General features: G+C 44.0%; 21 protein-coding genes. 9 read left to right on the top strand and 12 right to left on the bottom strand.

The window, feature by feature from the left end:
• Positions 1 to 12: 12 nt before the first annotated feature.
• Complete coding sequence (locus CKV74_RS10585) at positions 13 to 135, bottom strand: LptM family lipoprotein (protein ID WP_007241937.1); 123 nt, start codon at positions 133 to 135, stop codon at positions 13 to 15.
• Between the two features lie 100 nt (positions 136 to 235).
• On the opposite strand from CKV74_RS10585, the gene cyaY reads away from it, so the two are divergent.
• Positions 236 to 544 (top strand): iron donor protein CyaY, encoded by a 309-nt coding sequence (gene cyaY, locus CKV74_RS04580; RefSeq protein WP_007241967.1) that lies wholly within the window; start codon positions 236 to 238, stop codon positions 542 to 544.
• On the top strand, positions 541 to 2,403 hold the full coding sequence (gene recQ / locus CKV74_RS04575) for a DNA helicase RecQ (RefSeq protein WP_095176796.1): 1,863 nt from the start codon (positions 541 to 543) through the stop codon (positions 2,401 to 2,403). The genes cyaY and recQ overlap by 4 nt, the downstream gene beginning before the upstream one ends.
• Positions 2,404 to 2,541: 138 nt before the next feature.
• On the opposite strand, the gene CKV74_RS04570 is transcribed toward recQ, so the two are convergent.
• Entirely contained in the window at positions 2,542 to 4,080 is a 1,539-nt protein-coding gene (locus tag CKV74_RS04570; protein ID WP_007242021.1) for a subtype B tannase, read from the bottom strand.
• A 275-nt stretch (positions 4,081 to 4,355) separates the two neighbouring features.
• On the opposite strand from CKV74_RS04570, the gene exbB reads away from it, so the two are divergent.
• The 3 genes from exbB to CKV74_RS04555 are packed head-to-tail and all read left to right on the top strand — an operon-like array spanning position 4,356 to position 6,037.
• Entirely contained in the window at positions 4,356 to 4,808 is a 453-nt protein-coding gene (gene exbB, locus CKV74_RS04565; protein ID WP_007241970.1) for a TonB-system energizer ExbB, read from the top strand.
• A 3-nt stretch (positions 4,809 to 4,811) separates the two neighbouring features.
• Entirely contained in the window at positions 4,812 to 5,267 is a 456-nt protein-coding gene (gene exbD / locus CKV74_RS04560; protein ID WP_007242056.1) for a TonB system transport protein ExbD, read from the top strand.
• Positions 5,264 to 6,037 (top strand): energy transducer TonB family protein, encoded by a 774-nt coding sequence (locus tag CKV74_RS04555; protein WP_095176795.1) that lies wholly within the window; start codon positions 5,264 to 5,266, stop codon positions 6,035 to 6,037. The genes exbD and CKV74_RS04555 overlap by 4 nt, the downstream gene beginning before the upstream one ends.
• A 145-nt stretch (positions 6,038 to 6,182) precedes the next feature.
• Here the strand turns inward: CKV74_RS04555 and CKV74_RS04550 are convergent, their stop codons facing one another.
• Positions 6,183 to 6,896, bottom strand: a complete 714-nt coding sequence (locus CKV74_RS04550; RefSeq protein ID WP_039847772.1) for a tRNA1(Val) (adenine(37)-N6)-methyltransferase — start codon at positions 6,894 to 6,896, stop codon at positions 6,183 to 6,185.
• A 102-nt stretch (positions 6,897 to 6,998) separates the two neighbouring features.
• Here CKV74_RS04550 and srmB point away from each other — a divergent pair, with 102 nt between their 5' ends.
• Together srmB and CKV74_RS04540 are read left to right on the top strand one after the other, a co-directional pair.
• Entirely contained in the window at positions 6,999 to 8,327 is a 1,329-nt protein-coding gene (gene srmB / locus CKV74_RS04545; RefSeq protein ID WP_095177134.1) for an ATP-dependent RNA helicase SrmB, read from the top strand.
• The gene (locus CKV74_RS04540) at positions 8,320 to 9,864 is read left to right on the top strand and encodes a glycosyltransferase family protein (protein WP_007241950.1); all 1,545 of its coding nucleotides are present in this window, start codon (positions 8,320 to 8,322) and stop codon (positions 9,862 to 9,864) included. The genes srmB and CKV74_RS04540 overlap by 8 nt, the downstream gene beginning before the upstream one ends.
• A 24-nt stretch (positions 9,865 to 9,888) precedes the next feature.
• Here the strand turns inward: CKV74_RS04540 and aqpZ are convergent, their stop codons facing one another.
• Entirely contained in the window at positions 9,889 to 10,578 is a 690-nt protein-coding gene (gene aqpZ, locus CKV74_RS04535; protein WP_007242026.1) for an aquaporin Z, read from the bottom strand.
• A gap of 207 nt (positions 10,579 to 10,785) precedes the next feature.
• On the opposite strand from aqpZ, the gene metJ reads away from it, so the two are divergent.
• The gene (gene metJ / locus CKV74_RS04530; RefSeq protein ID WP_007241935.1) at positions 10,786 to 11,103 is read left to right on the top strand and encodes a met regulon transcriptional regulator MetJ; all 318 of its coding nucleotides are present in this window, start codon (positions 10,786 to 10,788) and stop codon (positions 11,101 to 11,103) included.
• A 133-nt stretch (positions 11,104 to 11,236) separates the two neighbouring features.
• Here metJ and CKV74_RS04525 read toward each other — a convergent pair whose 3' ends face one another.
• Positions 11,237 to 13,387, bottom strand: a complete 2,151-nt coding sequence (locus tag CKV74_RS04525; RefSeq protein WP_095176794.1) for a heavy metal translocating P-type ATPase — start codon at positions 13,385 to 13,387, stop codon at positions 11,237 to 11,239.
• Positions 13,374 to 13,583, bottom strand: a complete 210-nt coding sequence (locus tag CKV74_RS04520) for a heavy-metal-associated domain-containing protein (RefSeq protein WP_007241944.1) — start codon at positions 13,581 to 13,583, stop codon at positions 13,374 to 13,376. The genes CKV74_RS04525 and CKV74_RS04520 overlap by 14 nt, the downstream gene beginning before the upstream one ends.
• 82 nt (positions 13,584 to 13,665) lie before the next feature.
• On the opposite strand from CKV74_RS04520, the gene cueR reads away from it, so the two are divergent.
• Complete coding sequence (gene cueR / locus CKV74_RS04515) at positions 13,666 to 14,055, top strand: Cu(I)-responsive transcriptional regulator (protein ID WP_007242029.1); 390 nt, start codon at positions 13,666 to 13,668, stop codon at positions 14,053 to 14,055.
• A 78-nt stretch (positions 14,056 to 14,133) separates the two neighbouring features.
• On the opposite strand, the gene CKV74_RS04510 is transcribed toward cueR, so the two are convergent.
• The 6 genes from CKV74_RS04510 to CKV74_RS04485 all read right to left on the bottom strand — a co-directional run bounded on the left by CKV74_RS04510 (position 14,134) and on the right by CKV74_RS04485 (position 18,592).
• Positions 14,134 to 14,667, bottom strand: a complete 534-nt coding sequence (locus CKV74_RS04510) for a pentapeptide repeat-containing protein (protein WP_095176793.1) — start codon at positions 14,665 to 14,667, stop codon at positions 14,134 to 14,136.
• 30 nt (positions 14,668 to 14,697) lie between these two features.
• A complete protein-coding gene (locus CKV74_RS04505; RefSeq protein WP_007242161.1) occupies positions 14,698 to 15,747 on the bottom strand; it encodes a tetratricopeptide repeat protein in 1,050 nt (349 codons plus the stop codon).
• Positions 15,748 to 15,765: 18 nt separating this feature from the next.
• A complete protein-coding gene (locus CKV74_RS04500) occupies positions 15,766 to 17,349 on the bottom strand; it encodes a DUF4384 domain-containing protein (protein WP_164703783.1) in 1,584 nt (527 codons plus the stop codon).
• Between the two features lie 25 nt (positions 17,350 to 17,374).
• Positions 17,375 to 17,746: a hypothetical protein gene (locus tag CKV74_RS04495; protein ID WP_007242255.1), complete on the bottom strand. Its 372-nt coding sequence runs from the start codon at positions 17,744 to 17,746 to the stop codon at positions 17,375 to 17,377.
• A gap of 85 nt (positions 17,747 to 17,831) precedes the next feature.
• Entirely contained in the window at positions 17,832 to 18,131 is a 300-nt protein-coding gene (locus CKV74_RS04490) for a hypothetical protein (protein WP_007242173.1), read from the bottom strand.
• Between the two features lie 77 nt (positions 18,132 to 18,208).
• Positions 18,209 to 18,592: a hypothetical protein gene (locus CKV74_RS04485; RefSeq protein ID WP_007242250.1), complete on the bottom strand. Its 384-nt coding sequence runs from the start codon at positions 18,590 to 18,592 to the stop codon at positions 18,209 to 18,211.
• Between the last annotated feature and the right edge of the window lie 342 nt (positions 18,593 to 18,934).

Here is an 18,934-nt window from a genome sequence, read left to right as displayed (position 1 = left end):
AAATCGGTTTGATTAATGTTGGGCTTGATGTTTTGGCTGTTCCTGATCAGGGAAATAAAGCGGGCCTTTGACCGCACAACCGCTGATTGCAGCACAACAAACCGTGAGAAGGAAGAGGGAAATTAGCTTTTGCATAGGTTTGGTTCTCTCGATTGATAACTAAAACCGCCTTTGCCATCCCGGTCAAAGGCTTTATAATCCGCGGCATTCTATCAGATTTAGCAGAAAAATTTTTATGAATGTTGCAGAATTTCACCAAAATATCGAAGCCCTTTGGCAGAACATCGAAGAACAATTAGACGCGCAGGAAGCTGATGTGGACTGCGAAACCCAAGGTTCGGTATTTACCATCACCTTCGATAACCGTAGCCAAGTTGTTATCAACAAACAAGAACCATTACTTGAACTCTGGTTGGCGAGTCGTTTGGGCGGTTACCATTTTGTCTTTAAAAATAATGACTGGATAGCCTCCGATGGCACACGCTTCTGGGATCGCCTTAGCGAAGCCTGCGCTGCCCATGGTGCGCCGGTGCAATTTGCATGAGTGCCGAAGACGCCTCTGTCACCAATCCTAACTCATCGACCGCATTAACGGTATTGCGGTCGGTTTTCGGCTACCAGTCATTCCGTAAAGGCCAGGCTGAAGTTATCGATGCCGCACTACGTGGCCAAGATGCCTTAGTGGTCATGGCAACCGGCAATGGCAAATCCCTCTGTTATCAAATCCCCGCGCTCTGTTTTGATGGTTTGACCTTAGTCATCTCTCCGCTGATCTCACTTATGAAGGATCAGGTAGATCAGCTACAAACTAATGGCGTAGCGGCAGATTTTCTGAATTCCAGCCAAACACCCGAACAACAGCAACAGGTTCAAAATAAACTCATGTCGGGGCAGCTTAAACTGCTGTATGTATCGCCGGAAAAGGTGATGACCCATAGTTTTTTTCAATTCATCGCTGAAGCTAAAATCAGCTTTATCGCGATTGACGAAGCCCATTGTATTTCTCAATGGGGACATGATTTCCGCCCTGAATACAGCCAACTGGGCGGGCTAAAAAACGCCTTTCCACAGGCGCCAATTATGGCACTCACCGCCACCGCCGACTATGCAACCCGTCAGGATATTCTCACCCTGCTCCATTTGCAGTCACCCCATCAATATATCGGTAGTTTTGACCGTCCGAATATCCGCTACACGCTGCAGGAAAAATTTAAACCAATGGAGCAATTGCTGCGCTTTGTTCAGGCACAAAAAGGCAAAAGTGGCATTATTTATTGCAATAGTCGTAACAAAGTTGAACGCATTGCGGAAAGCTTGCGCCACAAAGGGATTGCCGCCGCGGCCTACCATGCCGGTATGGAAATTGCGGTACGCGAGAAAGTACAACAGGATTTTCAGCGCGATAATATTCAGGTTGTAGTGGCGACTATCGCCTTTGGTATGGGAATAAATAAATCCAATGTGCGCTTTGTTGCTCATTTCGATTTGCCGAAAAGCATTGAATCCTATTATCAGGAAACTGGCCGTGCCGGACGTGATGACTTGCCGGCGGAAGCGGTGCTGTTTTACGAACCCTCCGACTACGCCTGGCAACAAAAAATGCTATTGGAAAAACCGGAAACTCCACAACGACAAATCGAACAACATAAACTGGAAGCCATCGGCGAATTTGCCGAAAGCCAAACCTGTCGTCGTTTAGTGTTGCTAAACTACTTCGGCGAACATCGCCAAACCCCTTGTCAAAACTGCGATATTTGTTTAGATCCACCGAAAAAATACAATGGCTTGATCGATGCACAAAAGGTCATGTCAACCATTTATCGGGTTGGCCAATGCTTTGGGGCTCAATATGTAATTGCGGTATTGCGCGGCATGCACAATCAAAAAATCACCGAACGTGGCCATGAAAGCCTTTCGGTGTTTGGTATTGGCAAAGACAAAAGCAAAGAACATTGGCAATCGGTGATCCGCCAGCTAATTCACTTAGGTTTTATCCAGCAAGTGCTGAGTGATTTCAACCATGCAACGCTGCAATTAACCGAAAGTGCCAAACCTGTGCTGAAGGGTGAAATCGAATTGGAATTGGCACTACCGCGTATTTCTGCGATTAGCCAATTAACACGCGCACCGCAACATCGCACCGCCAATTACGACAAGGATCTGTTCGCCCGTCTGCGTTTTCTGCGTAAGCAAATCGCCGACAAAGAAAATATCCCACCCTATATCGTCTTCAACGATGCCACCTTGCAGGAAATGGCTCAATATTTGCCATGCTCCAATGCTGAAATGCTACAAATTAACGGTGTCGGCCAAATCAAATTGGATCGCTTCGGCCAAGCCTTCTTACATTTAATCCGCGAACACAAAGCTATTCTGGCACAAGCGGAAAAACAACCGGCATAACCGAAAGCAATTCATTTTTAAATCAACCATAATAAAATCAATGATTTAGCATTATTTTAAAGAAAAACGTTGATTTTCGAGGGGGCGTTTGCACGCCAAAAAGAAGGGCGTGATAAACGCCCTTTTCCAGCTTAACAGCTATTTAGTGATGGCATCCGTCCATTGGAATAATTCATCCAAATCATAATCCCCACCATGTCCGACACCCCATGGAATAGCATAATCCACGGATTTGCCGGCCATTCCCAATTTAACCGCCAATATTGCACTAATCGCATGGGAAGTATCACGATCCATTGACCCCGCACGAATTCGCCAATATCGGGTTGGGCTTTGTGCCAGATAACTCATTGGGTTCATCATTTTAATCACTTTAGCATCAGCTATTTGCCCATCCAAACTGGAATGTTGTTGGCTAAAACTGGTGAAATGGCGATTATTGACCGTACCATCACCAAACAAATTATTTTCACCGCTGCTTAAATCCAAAGCATCAAAGGCCGGTGGCGATTTCATCCGTTTGGCAGAATGCACATATCCCTGCCAATTCAGCCCACTAATTTGATTATCTTGCCATTGTAAATAGGCTACATTACGTAAATCCACGCCTGCTGCTTGGGCTTTTTGCGCACCACGTAACACTGCCGCAGCCAGATAATCCTTAAAGGAGCCATCGCCGTTGCTATCTAAGGTTAATGGATTGCCTTGCGCATCCCTTAAATTCAAGCTGTTTAAATAAGCCGGGAAAGCGGCTTTCAGCTCATCGGAGACGGCAATCTCTGCCGCACTCAAATTGCCCTTAACGGTCGCCATCTGCATAGCTTTGCTGCGATCGTTGTAGCTCTGCGCATTCAGCTTGCTCATATCCACGCGCTGATATTGGTTCACACCGTTAAACTCCCATTCATAGGCGCTATCGGCATGTTCTAGATTGGCGATCGGACAATAGGCGGACACCGCAAAAATTTGCTCAGATGCTTCCACCGCTCCCGCTTCACGCAGCGCATCAGCATAATCGGCTGATTTACCGGCGGCCCCTAAGAGGGCCGAAAGTGCCCCACCTGCGCTAGTGCCATTACTGATAATTTTATTCGCATCGCCCGGCATGAGCTTATCGTTAAAATGCAAATAACGCACCGCAGCTTTTAAATCCACAATAACGGCAGGAGCCTTACCAATATATTGTCCATCTTGTTGCAGGGTGCGTCCGCGCGCGCCAACACTAGCCACCACATAACCTTTAGCTAATGCGCTAAGAATTGCATTTGGCTTATCTCCCTGTGCACCGAATCCCTTGTCATCGTAAGCTGCCGGTTTGGCCGGCAAATAACCGCCTACTGAATTCGGCATAAAAATCGGTGCGGTTTTCGCATTAAATCCGTTAATTTCTCCGCCCTCAAAATACGCCTTTGGAATATACAATTTCATTGATTGATATGCCGGCGCTAATGGTTTTTTCACATACACCAAATTTTCATAGGCGACAAAGGCGATCTTTTGCCCATTCACTTCAGCCTCAACGGTGCGATATTGGAAATCGGGTGAAAATTTCATCTCAAAAAGATCACCGCGTTGATTGCCATAAACCGGAGTATCGGTCACCTCGGGAGTGACAGCAAGACTTTGGGCACTTAACGCGACCAAGCCTAAGCTCAAAGCTAAGCTCAGTTTCTTCATGGTTGTCTCCTTTTTCTTTGAACGCGTTTGTAGACAGCTACAGCACATAATGGTTCGTTACCAACGCCTCCTCGGATTACCAAGTTTCCCTAAAAAAATGCCCTAACCCATTGATTTTATTAGGGATGAAAATAAAACCTGAACATACCGTAAAAAACCTTCTGTAGCCTACAGATTTTTCTATTGTCGCTCCCACGGGCTTTTGCTAGAATTTCAAACCTGATTGAAATTCATTCTCAATTTTCTTTTTATTCTCATTATCAAAGGATTTCACGATGATACAATTTATCGAATTTCTGCAAGCTTACAGCGATTTCATTATTATTGGCCTTTTACTGCTGATGAGCATCATTATGCTGGCAATGGTGATTGAACGCTTCATTTTCTTTAGTCGCATTAATGTTGCTAAATATTCCAATATTCATGCTTTGGATATCGATCTCCAACGCAATATGACGATCATCTCCACCGTAGGTGCCAACGCACCTTACGTGGGGCTACTTGGTACCGTTATCGGGATTATCCTGACCTTCTATCAAATTGGTCATGGCGGGGGCGAAGTGGATGCTGGGGTCGTGATGATGCACTTATCGCTAGCCTTAAAAGCAACCGCATTAGGTATTTTGGTGGCTATCCCATCCATGATGTTCTACAACGCATTGGGCCGTAAAGCCGAAGTTAACCGCTTAAAATGGAAAGTGTTAAACGCGCAAAAAGATAAGGAATAAGCCGTGAAAAAATTTGATGAAATTAACATTATCCCATTCATCGACATTATGTTGGTGCTATTGGCGATTGTGTTGATCACCGCCTCCTTTATTTCCCAAGGAAAAATCAAGGTAAACGTGCCAAAAGCCAGTTCTAGTGTCGCCTTTAAAGCCGATGAATTGGCCAAACTACTTACTGTCACTGCAGATAAGTCATTGTATTACAATGACAAACCTATTTCTCAAGAAGACTTGGAAGCAGAAATTGCAAAATGGAATAAGGATCAGAAAGTCAGTTTAAAAATTGATGCCGAAGCCAGTTTCCAAGATTTTGTCACCATTACCGATATGTTGGCGAAAAATGATATTAAAAATGTCGCCATTGTTTCCATGAAAGATAAGGGCGCTCCGGCCAAAAAAGAGCAAAACGCGCAAGGCGCAAAAACGGAAAATGTCCCGGCCACAGGAAATAGTCAATGAACGAGCAACAAGCCAAACGATCACTTTTAGGTTTACTGGTTTCTTTACTAGTGCACGGTCTGATCGTGGGCGCTCTTTGGTGGGGTTGGCAAAAGCACGAGGAAGCAGCCAATTCCATGCCTGGTGAAATCTCAACCACTATCTCGATGGAAATGATCCAAGGCATGCGTATGGAAGAGCCCGCACCGGAACCCGAGCCGCAAAGCGAACCGGAACCGGAAAAACAGGAAGTGGTTGCCGATCCGACCTTAAAACCGGAACCGGAAAAGAAAAAAGAACCTGAGAAAAAACCGGAAAAACCAAAAGAAAAGCCAAAACCAAAACCGAAAAAAGAAGTGGTAAAACCGCAGGAAAAACCGGTCGAAATGCCGAAAAACTTGCCGGTCGGTGATCGTAACGTCAATTCACAGGCCACGGTAAACTCCAAGCAAACGACCACCGGACAAACCGGTAATAGCGGACAAACCGCCGGTTCAGGAGCCAGTTCCGATGAAATTGCGGCTTATCGTAGTGCAATCCGCAAAGCTATCGAACGGCAAAAACGTTATCCGGCACGCGCCCGCATGATGCGTAAACAAGGTGTCGTCACCGTAGCCTTTAACGTTGGAGGGGATGGTTCCTTAAATGGTGAACGGATAGCCCAATCATCTGGTGACGAAAGTTTGGATAATGCAGCCTTAGAAGCTGTGAGAAGTGCCAACGCAGTTGGCCCGAAACCGGCAGGCTTCCCAAGCGGATTAAGCGTTCCAATCAGCTTTACTTTACAATAATCCAAAACTCAAAAGGCGAATATTAATTCGCCTTTTTTATTTTATCCCGGCATTCAAATTCCAAACCAACTTTTAAAACAAAATCTAATAAAATCAATTGGTTACATGCATTTTAACAAAAAACTCTGATTTCCCATGGGGCGTTCTAGAAAGCCAAATAGAAGTCACGGGTTAGTGCAATAAAGCCTTCCGTATAACGATTATTCTCATCATACACCGTTAAGCTATCGCTCACACATAGCTGCGCATAGCGCGCAAAAAGCAGTAATACTCGTTGTGGCATCTTACCCGCTTTGGTGATCACCTGAGTTTGCCGAATACAATGCCAAGCAGCAGCCGGTTCGTTCTGTGTCTGTGCAATCAGTTGCTGCCCCGCCTCCATAGGTAACACCATGGCCACACGTCCTTGTTCAGCTAAACAGCATCCAGCCCAATTCAACCAAGTCCAATGGGATTCTTGCAGATAGCGAGCCTGCGCGCGGGATGGCGATGCACAAGCCACTCCGACTGGAAAATAAGGCGGATTGGCAACAATCAAATCAAAGGTTTGCGTTGTCTGGCGACAAAACGCCCCTACATCCGCATGATACAGCTCAATTCGCTCAGACCAAGGGGACGCCGCCACATTTTGTACTGCTTGGTGGCAAGCTGCTGCATCTAATTCCACCGCACTAATTGTCGCTTGAGGCGCACGCTGCGCGGCCATTAAAGCTAACAGCCCGGTACCGGTCCCCATATCCAATATATGTTGAACATTATCCAGTGGCGCCCAAGCGCCCAATAATACGCCATCGGTTCCCACTTTCATGGCGCAATTCTGTTGCTTAATTTGAAATTGTTTAAAGGTAAAATCGGCCACAATGAAATCTCTTTCTATCCTGCAAATTCACAGCATTTTTATATCTATTCAGGTATAATCCGCCGCGATTTTAGCAAACTTTTACCAAGCGACGACAAAATAATGAATCTCAGCCAATTTTCAGCCTTCGAGCTATCCCCGGAACTCCTTAAAGCCATTGATAAAAAAGGCTATAGCCGCCCTACCGCGGTACAAAATGAGGCCATTCCGACCGCATTGGAAGGACGCGATCTGTTAGGAAGCGCACCAACCGGTACCGGCAAAACCGCCGCATTTTTATTACCGGCCATTCAACATCTATTGGACTATCCGCGCCGTAAACCGGGTGCCCCACGGGTACTGGTACTCACCCCAACACGCGAATTAGCGATGCAGGTTGCCGAGCAATCAGAGCAGCTCTGCCAATTCACCAATTTAAAAACCGCCACTATTACCGGTGGTGTGGCTTACCAAAACCACGGTGAAATTTTCAATGAAAACCAAGATATCGTTGTCGCCACTCCGGGACGACTGCTGCAATATATCGCAGAAGAAAACTTTGACTGCCGGGCGGTAGAAATTTTAATTTTGGATGAAGCAGATCGCTTGTTGGCCATGGGATTTGGCCAAGATGCGGAAAAAATTGCCGCAGAAACCCGCTGGCGCAAGCAAACCATGCTTTTTTCTGCCACCTTAGAAGGCGAGCTATTACAGGACTTTGCTGCCCGTTTATTAGATGATCCGGTGAAAATTGATGCCGAGCCTAGCCGCCGTGAACGTAAAAAAATCAACCAATGGTACTATCACGCCGATAATCTGGAACACAAAATCAAGCTGCTGGCCCGTTTGATCGACAATGAACAGGTGTCTCGTGGCATTGTTTTCGTCCGTCGACGCGAAGCGGTACGGGAATTATCAGAAACCTTACGCAAACGCGGTATCCGTTCCACCTACTTGGAAGGGGAAATGGCACAAACCCAGCGTAATAATGCAATCGATAAACTAAAAAATGGCGTGGTCAATGTGCTCGTAGCAACCGATGTTGCCGCACGCGGTATTGATATTGCCGATGTGGACTGGGTCATTAATTTTGACCTGCCATATAGCGCCGATACCTATCTTCACCGTATTGGCCGTACGGCGCGTGCCGGTAAAAAGGGCAATGCAATTTCTTTGGTGGAAGCCCACGATTATAAATTGCTTGGTAAAATCAAACGCTATACCGAAGAGCCGCTAAAAGCGCGGGTCATTGAAGGATTAGAACCACGTACCAAAGCACCAAAAGACGGTGAAATCAAATCCGTTTCGAAAAAACAGAAAGCGCGGATTAAGGATAAGAAGGCGCAACAGAAAAAAGACGCACAAAAGAAAAAAGTCAAACTTCGTCATCAAGACAGTAAGAATATCGGTAAACGTCGTAAACCAAGCAATGCGGAGAATCTCGGTGAGTAACCCAACAGCCGGACTTAAACTCTGTGATGAGGCGTTTCTGAAGCATTTTACAGCTGATTTTCTAGCCTCCTTAGAACTGAAGGATTGGGATAAATCCATGGGACCTCGGGATCGTTTATCCCGAGTCAAAAGCGGTTCTATGGATATCATTTTTGTCGATAGCGGTCTTTCCTACGATACAGAACATCTGTTGTGTTGGGGAGATGCCCTAAGCGCAGGGGGATATTTAGCATTAGAAGCGATTGAAGACTGTAATCCACAAATGTTGGCAGATAATTTGGAGATGATTTTTGAATATCAACCAGTCACCGATAATCGGGATATTTGGTTATTACGCAAAAAGCCATTGGCCGCCCAAGAGCTATTACAACAAAATTTAAGCACGCAATTACTTAATTATCCGGTTACCGATTATCGGGTACAAAATGCCCTCAATCAGTTAGAGCAAAGTTATCCGCGAGAACGGCTAGCGCCTTATACAAGAGCTCAAATTTATAATATGCAAGGGGTAACCGAAGCTGCTGTCAACAGCTGGTTGCATTACTTCTTCCGCAACCCACAACCAAATCTGCATTATTTCACCCTATTGCAACGCCTAAACATCGGTGATTACCCACGTGGATTCCGGCAACGGGAATTCTTTCTGGGAGAGCGTCATTCCATCCGTAGCACTATCCCGCCATCCGCTGAGCTACTTCATAAATGTTGGCAAGGAGAACCCTTGGCGGGGAAACATTTAGTGGTATGGAGTGAGTTCGGCCTCGGTGATGAGATTATGTTTAGCCAACTGGCCCATTACCTCAAAACCTTAAAGCCGGCGCAGTTAACCTTTATTGTGCAACCGCCAATTGCAGAAATTATGCGTTCGCACCCGGATATTGATCAGATTATCGATACCGAGAGTTGGCGTGAGCAATCTATCGAGTTCGATTATTGGGTTTATCCGCATAGCATTCTAGCTCATGTCTCACAGCCGTTTGCCGAACTACCAAAACGTATTCCCTATTTATTTGCCGATCCGGCTCGTGTCGCCACCATGGCTCCACGTATCAAAGCCAACACAGGATTAAAAATCGGCTTGGTATGGCGGGGCTCATCGACCCATGAAAACGATCACTGTCGCTCAATTCATCATTTGGCGCCAGTCGAATCCTTATTATCGCACAACGAATATCAGTGGTTTTGCCTACAAAAAGAGTTGAATGAGGCTGAACAAGCATTAATGGAGCGTTATAGTGTGCCACTCATCGGCCCGAACTGCCGCGATTTTAGTGATACTGCAGCCGCTTTAGCAAATCTGGATCTCTTAATTAGCGTAGATACTTCAGTGGCCCATTTGGCCGGCGCCATGAATGTGCCCACTTTCTTATTGCTGCCATTTGTCATGGACTGGCGCTGGGGATTAGAGCGAGAAAATCTATGGTATCCATCGATACAAGCATTCCGTCAGAGCTCTCCGTTAATTTATTGGCCGGAGGTAATTGAGCAGGTAATTAAGGCTCTTGAAGGATTTGTCAGCAACAAAAAAAGCACCTAACGGTGCTTTTTATTTGCTGCTCAATTAATCTTTCTTTTCAAGCAATACGCGGTAAATCAAACCGCCAATGATACCGCCAACAATTGGCGCCACCCAGAACAACCATAATTGATCTACCGCCCAAGAACCTTGGAAGAAAGCCACGGCAGTGCTACGTGCAGGATTCACAGATGTATTGGATACCGGGATAGATACCAAATGGATTAAGGTTAAACATAAACCGATAGCGATTGGAGCAAAGCCTGCCGGCGCACGTTTATCGGTAGCACCATGAATCACCAACAAGAAGAAACCGGTCAATAGCGCTTCAGCAATAAATACCGCAGCCATTGAATAGCCTTCCGGCGAATGTTCGCCATAACCGTTAGATGCAAAACCTGCCGTTGCATCAAAGCCTGCTTTACCGCTAGCAATCAAATACAAAGCGGCACCGGCGAGTAAACCACCGAGCACTTGAGAAATAATGTATGGAATCGCTTCCTTGGCTGAGAAACGGCCGCCCGCAACCAAGCCTAAGGTTACCGCCGGATTAAAATGCCCGCCAGAAATATGCCCTACGGCAAATGCCATAGTTAACACGGTTAAACCGAAAGCCAGAGCAACGCCAAGATAACCGATTCCCAAGTTAACGGATGCGGCAAATAAAGCTGAGCCACAGCCACCGAAAACTAACCAAAAAGTACCGAAAAATTCAGCAAAAAGTTTTTTAGACATAATGATCCTCTAATAAATATATGTCGTTGCCATTGCAACGCCGTGATTAGTCTAAGAATATGCCTTAAAGTTCTGTAAATTCAGGTAAATCTTTGTAAAGATTAAGATATTTTTGTAAAGACGGATGGCAGTTTAGCCGTCTAGATTGTTATTTTTGATAATTTTCTCTAAAATACCCACAGTCTTTTAACGTTTATTAGGTGAGTTATGGCAAATTGGGACGGCAAATACATCAGCCCTTACGCGGAACACGGCAAAAAAAGCGAACAGGTCAAAAAAATTACGGTATCTATTCCAATTAAAGTGTTGGAAATTCTCACCAATGAGCGCACCCGCCGCCAACTGAAAAGCCTACGTCACGCTACGAATAGCGAGCTACTCTGCGAAGCTTTTTTGCATGCCTTTACCGGTCAACCCTTACCAACCGATGAAGATTTAATGAAAGAACGCAGTGATGAGATCCCCGAGGATGCTAAATTAGTAATGCGTGAATTAGGCATCGATCCCGAGCAATGGGATTACTAGTTTCAACGCCTCGCCAAACGCCCCGATGAAAATCAGAGTTTTGTCTAAAACAGCAGATAACCCTTTGATTTTATTAAAGTTAATAAAAAAAGACCCGCAAACCGATAGGATTGCGGGTCTTTTACATTGAAATTTAGCGGATTTTTACCCGTTTTAAGCGTAGGGCATTCATCAGCACCGATACCGAACTCATTGCCATCGCCGCACCGGCCAATACCGGTGTTAAAAACCCTAAGGCGGCCAACGGAATCCCTAACACATTGTAAATCAATGCAAAAAAGAGATTTTGCCGAATATTTTTCAAGGTCGCACGGGCAATCACCAAGGCATCCGCCAATTGATTTACCGAATGCTGCATCAATGTTGCTGACGCCGTTTGCTGTGCAACATCGGCTCCCCCTTTCATAGCAAAGCTAACATTCGCCATCGCTAAGGCCGGAGCATCATTAATTCCGTCACCAACCATCGCAACAATCTTCCCTTGCGCTTTTAGCTCGGCAATACGGGCGGCCTTATCACGCGGCGACAAATGTCCAAAAGCCTGCTTAATGCCTAATTGCTGAGCAATATGATCGACCACGGACTGCTGATCACCACTCATCACCACCACTTCAATATTAGCCTGCTGCAAACGCGTGATCGCCTGTCGGCTATCCTCTTTCAGACTATCCGCCAAAGCAAATGCACCGATTGGTCGATCGTTTACGGCCACCGCTACAATACTAGCAATCGACCAAATTGAGGGTAAATCTGTTGGGAGCGTTAAACCACAGAAAGCTGCACTACCGACTTTTATCCGTCCGACCCCAGCAATATCCGCAGCAACACCTTCGCCAGCCAAGGATTGTACATTTTCTGCAGAAGCTAAGGTGAGCCCTCGCGCTTGCGCAGCCTGAACAATAGCGCGCGCCAATGGGTGATTAGCAGTTTGTTCAACGCTGGCAGCCAAGCGATAAAGCGTATCCGCATCTAGCGAATAGTCCTGTGCTTGCCAAACTGCAGCGACCGTCAATTCGCCCTTGGTTAAGGTGCCGGTTTTATCTAGTACAACGCAATTTACATGGGCACTTTCTTCCAAGGATGCCGCATCCTTAAACCAAATACCAGCATTCACCGCCTTCCCCATCCCCACCATAATCGCGGCAGGAGTAGCTAACCCTAAGGCGCACGGGCAGGCAATCACTAATACCGCCACGGCATGGATAACCGCCGTAGTGACATCCTGTACAAACCATAGTGTCAGTAAAAAAGTGATAAAGGAAAGCAATAATACTGTCGGTACAAAAACGCCGGCCACCTTATCGGCAAAACGGGCAATTGGCGCCTTCGTCCCTTGTGCTTCAGACAATGCATGCATCATATCGCCGAGTAGGGTTTGACGCCCTAACTGATGCGCTCGATAAATAAGGGAACCTTCACTAACCAATGCACCGGCCAATACCTGACTCCCCGGTACTTTCTGTAATGGGAGAGACTCACCGGTTAAATGACTTTCATCGCACCAACCACTCCCCTGAATTACTTCACCATCGGCAGCAATACGTTCGCCATGATTAGCGCGCAACACATCGCCCACCGCGACGCTATCCAAGGATCGCAACTGCCACAGGCCATCGCGTTGCACATTCACTTGATTCGGTGTCAGTTGCAACAATAACCCCAAGCTATTTAGGCTTTGTTTTTTGGTTCGATCTTCCAAGAATTTGCCCAAACTAACAAAACCAATCACCATCACCGATGCTTCAAAATAAACATGCATCGCATCACGGGTAAATAGCATGTAGGCCGAATAGCCGTAGATTGTCAGCGTACCAATACTGACTAATACATCCATATTAGCCATACCACCGCGCAAACTGCCAATAGCACTACGATAAAATGGCCAAGCTAAACCGAATTGGACGATCCCCGCTAATACTAATTGCCACAACGGCGGTAACATCCAATCGTGACGACCGAGCAACATTCCTGCCATGCCGACTAAAAAAACCAGATTTATTGCCAATAGCAACCACAATCTGAGGCTCACTTTTGCAACTTTCTGTGGCGCTTCGATGGCATCGGTTTTAACCTTACCGGAAAAACCGGCCTTTTGGATAATGGTTAAGATGTCTTGTTCGGATGCAGCCGACGAGTCAAACTCCACTAGAGCTTCCTCCGCGGCAAAATTAACACCAGCCTGTTGTACAAAGGGCTTCTTATTGAGGACTTTCTCAATTCGATTGGCACAGGTTTGACAGGTCATGCCCTCGATTTGAATAGCAATTTTTTTATTCGTTGGCATCGAATCCAGCCTCCTCAATCGCTTCAATTAATTGCGCAACATTCACTTGTGATTCATCAAAAGTAATTTCTGCATTATGCTTTTCCAGGCTCACTTCTACCTGCGATACTCCGCTTAATTCTTCTAATACACGGGTGACACTTTTGACACAACCACCACAAGTCATGCCTTCAACAGTTAAAGTAATAGTTTTCATAGGACCTCCTAAGATTGGGTTGATTTTGTTTGAAACATCATTACTATAAAGCTTTACATTAGGTTAAGGTCAAGTGTTTTTTATGAATATTAGTCAAGCTGCAAAGGCTGTTGGACTTTCCACTAAACAAATTCGGGATTATGAGAAATTAGGACTACTCGGTGCAGCCAAACGTACTGCTGCGGGTTATCGTTATTACGAAGAGATGGATTTAGGACGCTTGGCCTTTATTCGACATTCGCGGGATGTTGGCTTTTCCTTACAACAAATTGAACAGCTCCTACGATTACAGGATGATCCTCATCGTTGCAGTCGTGAAGTCAAAGCACTTACCGCAGCCCATATTGCAACACTAAATCAACAAATCGAACGATTACAAGCAATGGTTAAGGAATTACAATCCTGGCATGATAGCTGCCAAGGAGATAGCTCTCCCGACTGCCCAATTTTGGCTGGATTAAAAGGAGAATAGAATTTCTCTAATAAAATTCGCTATTTATCATCCATAAAAAAACCGTCAATCATGACGGTTTTTTTATTAGTAGTAGCATTATTCCCAAAGTGTACCTTGGGTTTTTGCACCATTTAAATTAGCATTCACACGAATTGCATCTTTCAAATTAGCACCGCGTAGATCTGCATTTTCCAAATTCGCATTAGTAAAATTGGCGCCTTGCAGATTTGCTTGAGAAAAATTAGCATTTTGCAAGTTTGCATTAATAAAATTCGCACCGCTCAAATTTGCATTACTAAAATTCGTATTTTCTAAATCTGAATTAACAAATTTCTGTCCTGCTAAATTTTGACCAGAAAAATCCTTACCATTTAATGTTGCATTAATGTTGCCAGTGCTCGCCCCACCTTCATTAGTGGTATTAACAATAGTTTCTCCATTATGCGTAATAATTGTGCCATTCACTACGGTACTTTTTTTACCTGCAATTGTTTGTACGGACTCGCCACCACCACTAGAAGAATTAATTATCGTCCCCTTAATGGAAACTGATTGATTATTATCCGCTTGAGCAAATAATGCTGAACAGCCAAACAGCACAATAGCCAATTTAGAATAAGTGAGTTTCATTGAGACCTTCCTTTATTTATTGTTGATAAATTATTGATTAGGAGCTAAACGCAGTAAACCATCTAAGGGATCATCTTCCTGTAATGGTTGGATATTTGCAGATATTTTCTCTTGCTCTGCTGCACGCTCAGCTAAATTATGCTCAGTCATCTTGTGTGTTGGAGCTTCTTGAACGATCACCGGGCTCGGCATCATATTAGACATCTCCTGCATCCACATACTATTTAAATTACCACTTGGTGAGCGCCGGGAAAGCAAAATCGGTAACACTTTTTTCGCCTCTTTGCTTCCCTGCTTAGCCGCCAATTGATATAACCGAATTGCTTCACCGAAATTTACCGCGACACCGATCCCTTTATGATACCGTACCGCTAAATCATAACTAGCACCACCTTCACCGGCCAATGAACGTTGACGCAATTCACCAATAACGCCTGTATTGGAGGAATTCACAACCTCTTTGGAAATCGTTGGTTGAGTGCTCACCTCTCTTGATGAATTCAATATAATTCGCTGATTCTGGCGTGCTGCCGGACTTCCTAACTCAACGGCTTTTTCATTCCAGCGTTGAGCTAATGCGTAATTTCCGTGTTGAAAATGAAAATTTGCCAATGCATTGGCCGCTACATAATCCCCCATCACAGCTGCCTGATTAATAAAACGCTCCGCACTTTTATTCAATCGGCCAGAATTCCGATTGGCTTCAAGTAATCCTTGCAAATACACCGCACGAGCATACTTTAAAGAAGCTACCCTCGTAAGGTATTCCGAGGCTTTAGCGAAATCTTTAGAAATATAACCACTAAATAACAAATAGGCATTTGCCATCAATGCTTTAGGATCTTGTTTCTTCGCAAAAAACTCAAATTCTTCGTAAGCATCTTGATACTGTTTATTATGGTAACTGTCATAAGCCATTACCAAAGAGTAGCCAGAATCCTGCGTTGATAATGCTTCACTAGGGGTTTGTGGCAGCTCCAATGGACGATTAATCACAATTTCCGCTTGCGTGGTAAGGCTGATGAACCCCGCTAACACTGCGGGGATACAGTTTCTTAACATTACATAATTACACGACATGTTTATCCTCTCGCAGTGTTACTTCACTTGATAGTTGACAGTTCGTATACCTTTTATATCCTCGCCAAAAATAGATTTTAATTGGTTTGCCAATTGTTCCATATTTTTTACTTTCAATGGTTGGAAAGCCGCGCCCAAATTATTATTGAGTTTATCTGTCACGCTATAGTAAGAAGCCATACACATAACCGATTCTTTCCCCTTCTTGCTTAAACTTAAGTTAAAGGCATCTGAGTCAGGAATTTTTAGCGGATTATTTTTAGAAACCAAACGTTCTGGCTCTAATGGATTTGGATAAATTTGGCTAATTGTATTGGATGTATCCTGGTAGAAACAGGCCAAATAGGTTGAGTCATTATCCACCGCTATATCCAATTGCAAGCTATCACCACGATTATAAGTTGGTTTATCCAAACGAATAGCCACGTTAATCGGTGATTCTTTATCCGAATAGAAGTAAGGATATCCTTCACGTGGTTCATTTTCTTTATCATTGGTATTTGAGGCCGTCATTCCTACTTTTTTGAAATTACCATTAGCATCAGCTCGTACATAATTTTTCATTAAGCGTTCATAGCTTTCAAAATTAATAAAGCCGGATGGTGTTGCATTATTATCCTTTTGGAAGGCTGATAATGCCTGACGGAATTCAATCGTACTCTTACCATTAGCAGAGCCGTTGTAATAACCTAAATTTCTCAACCCTGTTTGGAAGAACTTAATTTTTTCACGTTCTCCCATACCACCATACCAATCGAGCAACTCCCGTTGGAATTCAGGATGCGCCTGATCGAGGGATAAACATTGCCAATAAGGAACCTTAGATAGCTTTCCGACTAACTCGATAGTCCCTAGATCTACCAAGGTTCGAATTGCTCCCCCTATCCCTTGGGATAAATTCCGCTCAAAGGAAAATTGCACGCCTGTTTTACTAATTCGGGCTCCCGCATCCACACCAAGTCCCTTAGCCGCCGCCACAATTTCATTGGCCGAATCAATTCCTGGATAAAGTGTACGTGTTAAGAAATCACCGATATGTAACTCTAAGCCTAAAGCAGTAGTCATTAAATCATTGGAAACACCCAACTCACCATCTTCGCCATAGGACACACCGGCGCTATTGGATTTTCGTAGGACATTTTGATCAACATAGGATACGGCACCGGAAATATAAAGTTGTGGCGCAGGAATTTGCATAGAGCCGGTAGGTAGTAGAAGGTTAGTCAATGTTTGTACGGTATCCTGTTTCAACGGATCAACCTCAAAATCAACAACTTTAAATGCACCGCTGGTTCGTGACATTTGCGAGAGTGCTGTAACTATCATCTCGTTTGCCGCAGCAGCAGCCTTGCCGGAAGGATCTTTCACAGTCTTAACCGCAACAACTGTTTCGCCCAAACCAGTTTGACGTAATAGGTCATCCATACAGTTCAAACTATCACTAAAACTGGTCATTGCACGCACAGGTTCTACTGCCGGCGAATTATGTGTAGTAGTTGAACCAATATATGGTCGATCATCCTTTAAGTTGGTTGGTGACAATGAACAACCGACTAAATTAGAGATTAAGAAACATGAAATAAAAGTCTTACGCAACTTCATAATATATCCAAATTGTTATTATTAATTATTTACAAACGCTAATGACATCGCCTTTCACAACAACGATATTTCCCTTGCCTCTAGGGCCGTAACGTCCAGAGCTTGCACCTTTTTGATTCTGTATTGTTCCGACATTGGTTGAACAGTTTCGTGAACGCATACCACCATAACCACTGCTCATCGAATTAGCATTATTTCTTGTATCATCCGCCTGCTCGTCCCCTTCACCGATGCCCATACCAATACGCGCCCACTTCTGAGCCTGTACATTATTCACCTTTGCTCGATCTAGCGGTCCTAAGCCTTTACGTGGCACCAACTCTTCATTATTACCGGCAAAAGAACTAACAGCAAAAAACGAGATGCTGAAAAAGATAAGATATCGATAGCTTTTCATCAGATAACCCTCCTCAAAAGAGTTCTCAGGTCTAAAATAGAAAAATTGGTTATTGGAATCTCTCCAATAACCAATTAATTACATATTATTCAATACTACTATTTGAACCTAAGTTTTGAGTAGCTTTACTGTCATTGACTGCGATATTAGTCACTGCACCAGTAATCTCAACATGCTGTTTATTGTTACCGTTAATTGTCACTTTACCATGGTTGGAAGCTAAGTTTTGAGTGGCTTTACTGTTGCTAACCGCAATATTAGTTACAGCACCTTGAACATTCACTGACTGATCATTGGTTCCTCTGATTTCAATTTTTGCATTAGCTGATAAAGCAAGAGATGCAGCAAAAGTTGCAGCTAAACCGATTTTAATCAAGTTTTTCATAGTATTTCCTCTTTAAAAGGGAATTTAAATTCCCATTAAATGAATGATTATTTCACTGAATTCCTATACTAAATAGACTAAAAGTCTCTTACTATAGAACCGATATTCACCTCGGATTTACCTCCCGAAGCGGCATTCACTATAGAGCCAGCGACGCTCACGGCTTGGACATAACTCCCACCGTCATTGACCACTGAACCTATATTGATACTGGCTCTGCCTCTACCGCTGGCGCGATTCACCAAGTTACCTCTTACAGAAACATTTTGTGAATTATTACCAATGCGTTTTCCGACAGTAGAACCAATATTCACCATTGCCTTACCGCTACCGCTAGAGGAATTATAAATATTCCCGTTAACAGTAACCCTTTGTGAGCCGGCCATCGCGCTAAACGAAATAGCCAAAACTCCTAGTGAAAGCAGTAGTGATTTTTGCAAACAAAAAGTTTGTTTCTTCATTTTTTGCCTCACAGCTTTTCCATGAGAAAAATCCTCTAATCGGGATTACACTCCAAAGTTTGTACAACTTTGGACATCAAGACTCTAGCACATTGCAACACCCCTGCTTGTCAGACCATTTTATTTTGAACCATGTAGAATGAATAATGTCGCACATTGTTAATATATGGTTAAAATTTATTTTTTATTAATAAAAACAATATATTGAATCCTAATTTAAGAGAAAACAGAAAGGACTTTAGATAGAATATCCCTATATGAAATAAGGATTTATTCGATAAATAATGAAAATAAATAGATTAAAACAATTGAAGGGCTTATATTTTAGCTCTAAAAAATATA

The sequence above is a fragment of the Haemophilus pittmaniae genome, assembly GCF_900186995.1.
Taxonomy (GTDB): domain Bacteria; phylum Pseudomonadota; class Gammaproteobacteria; order Enterobacterales; family Pasteurellaceae; genus Haemophilus_D; species Haemophilus_D pittmaniae.
Note: the sequence above shows the minus strand (reverse complement) of the source record. Positions and strands in the feature narration are given on the sequence as shown.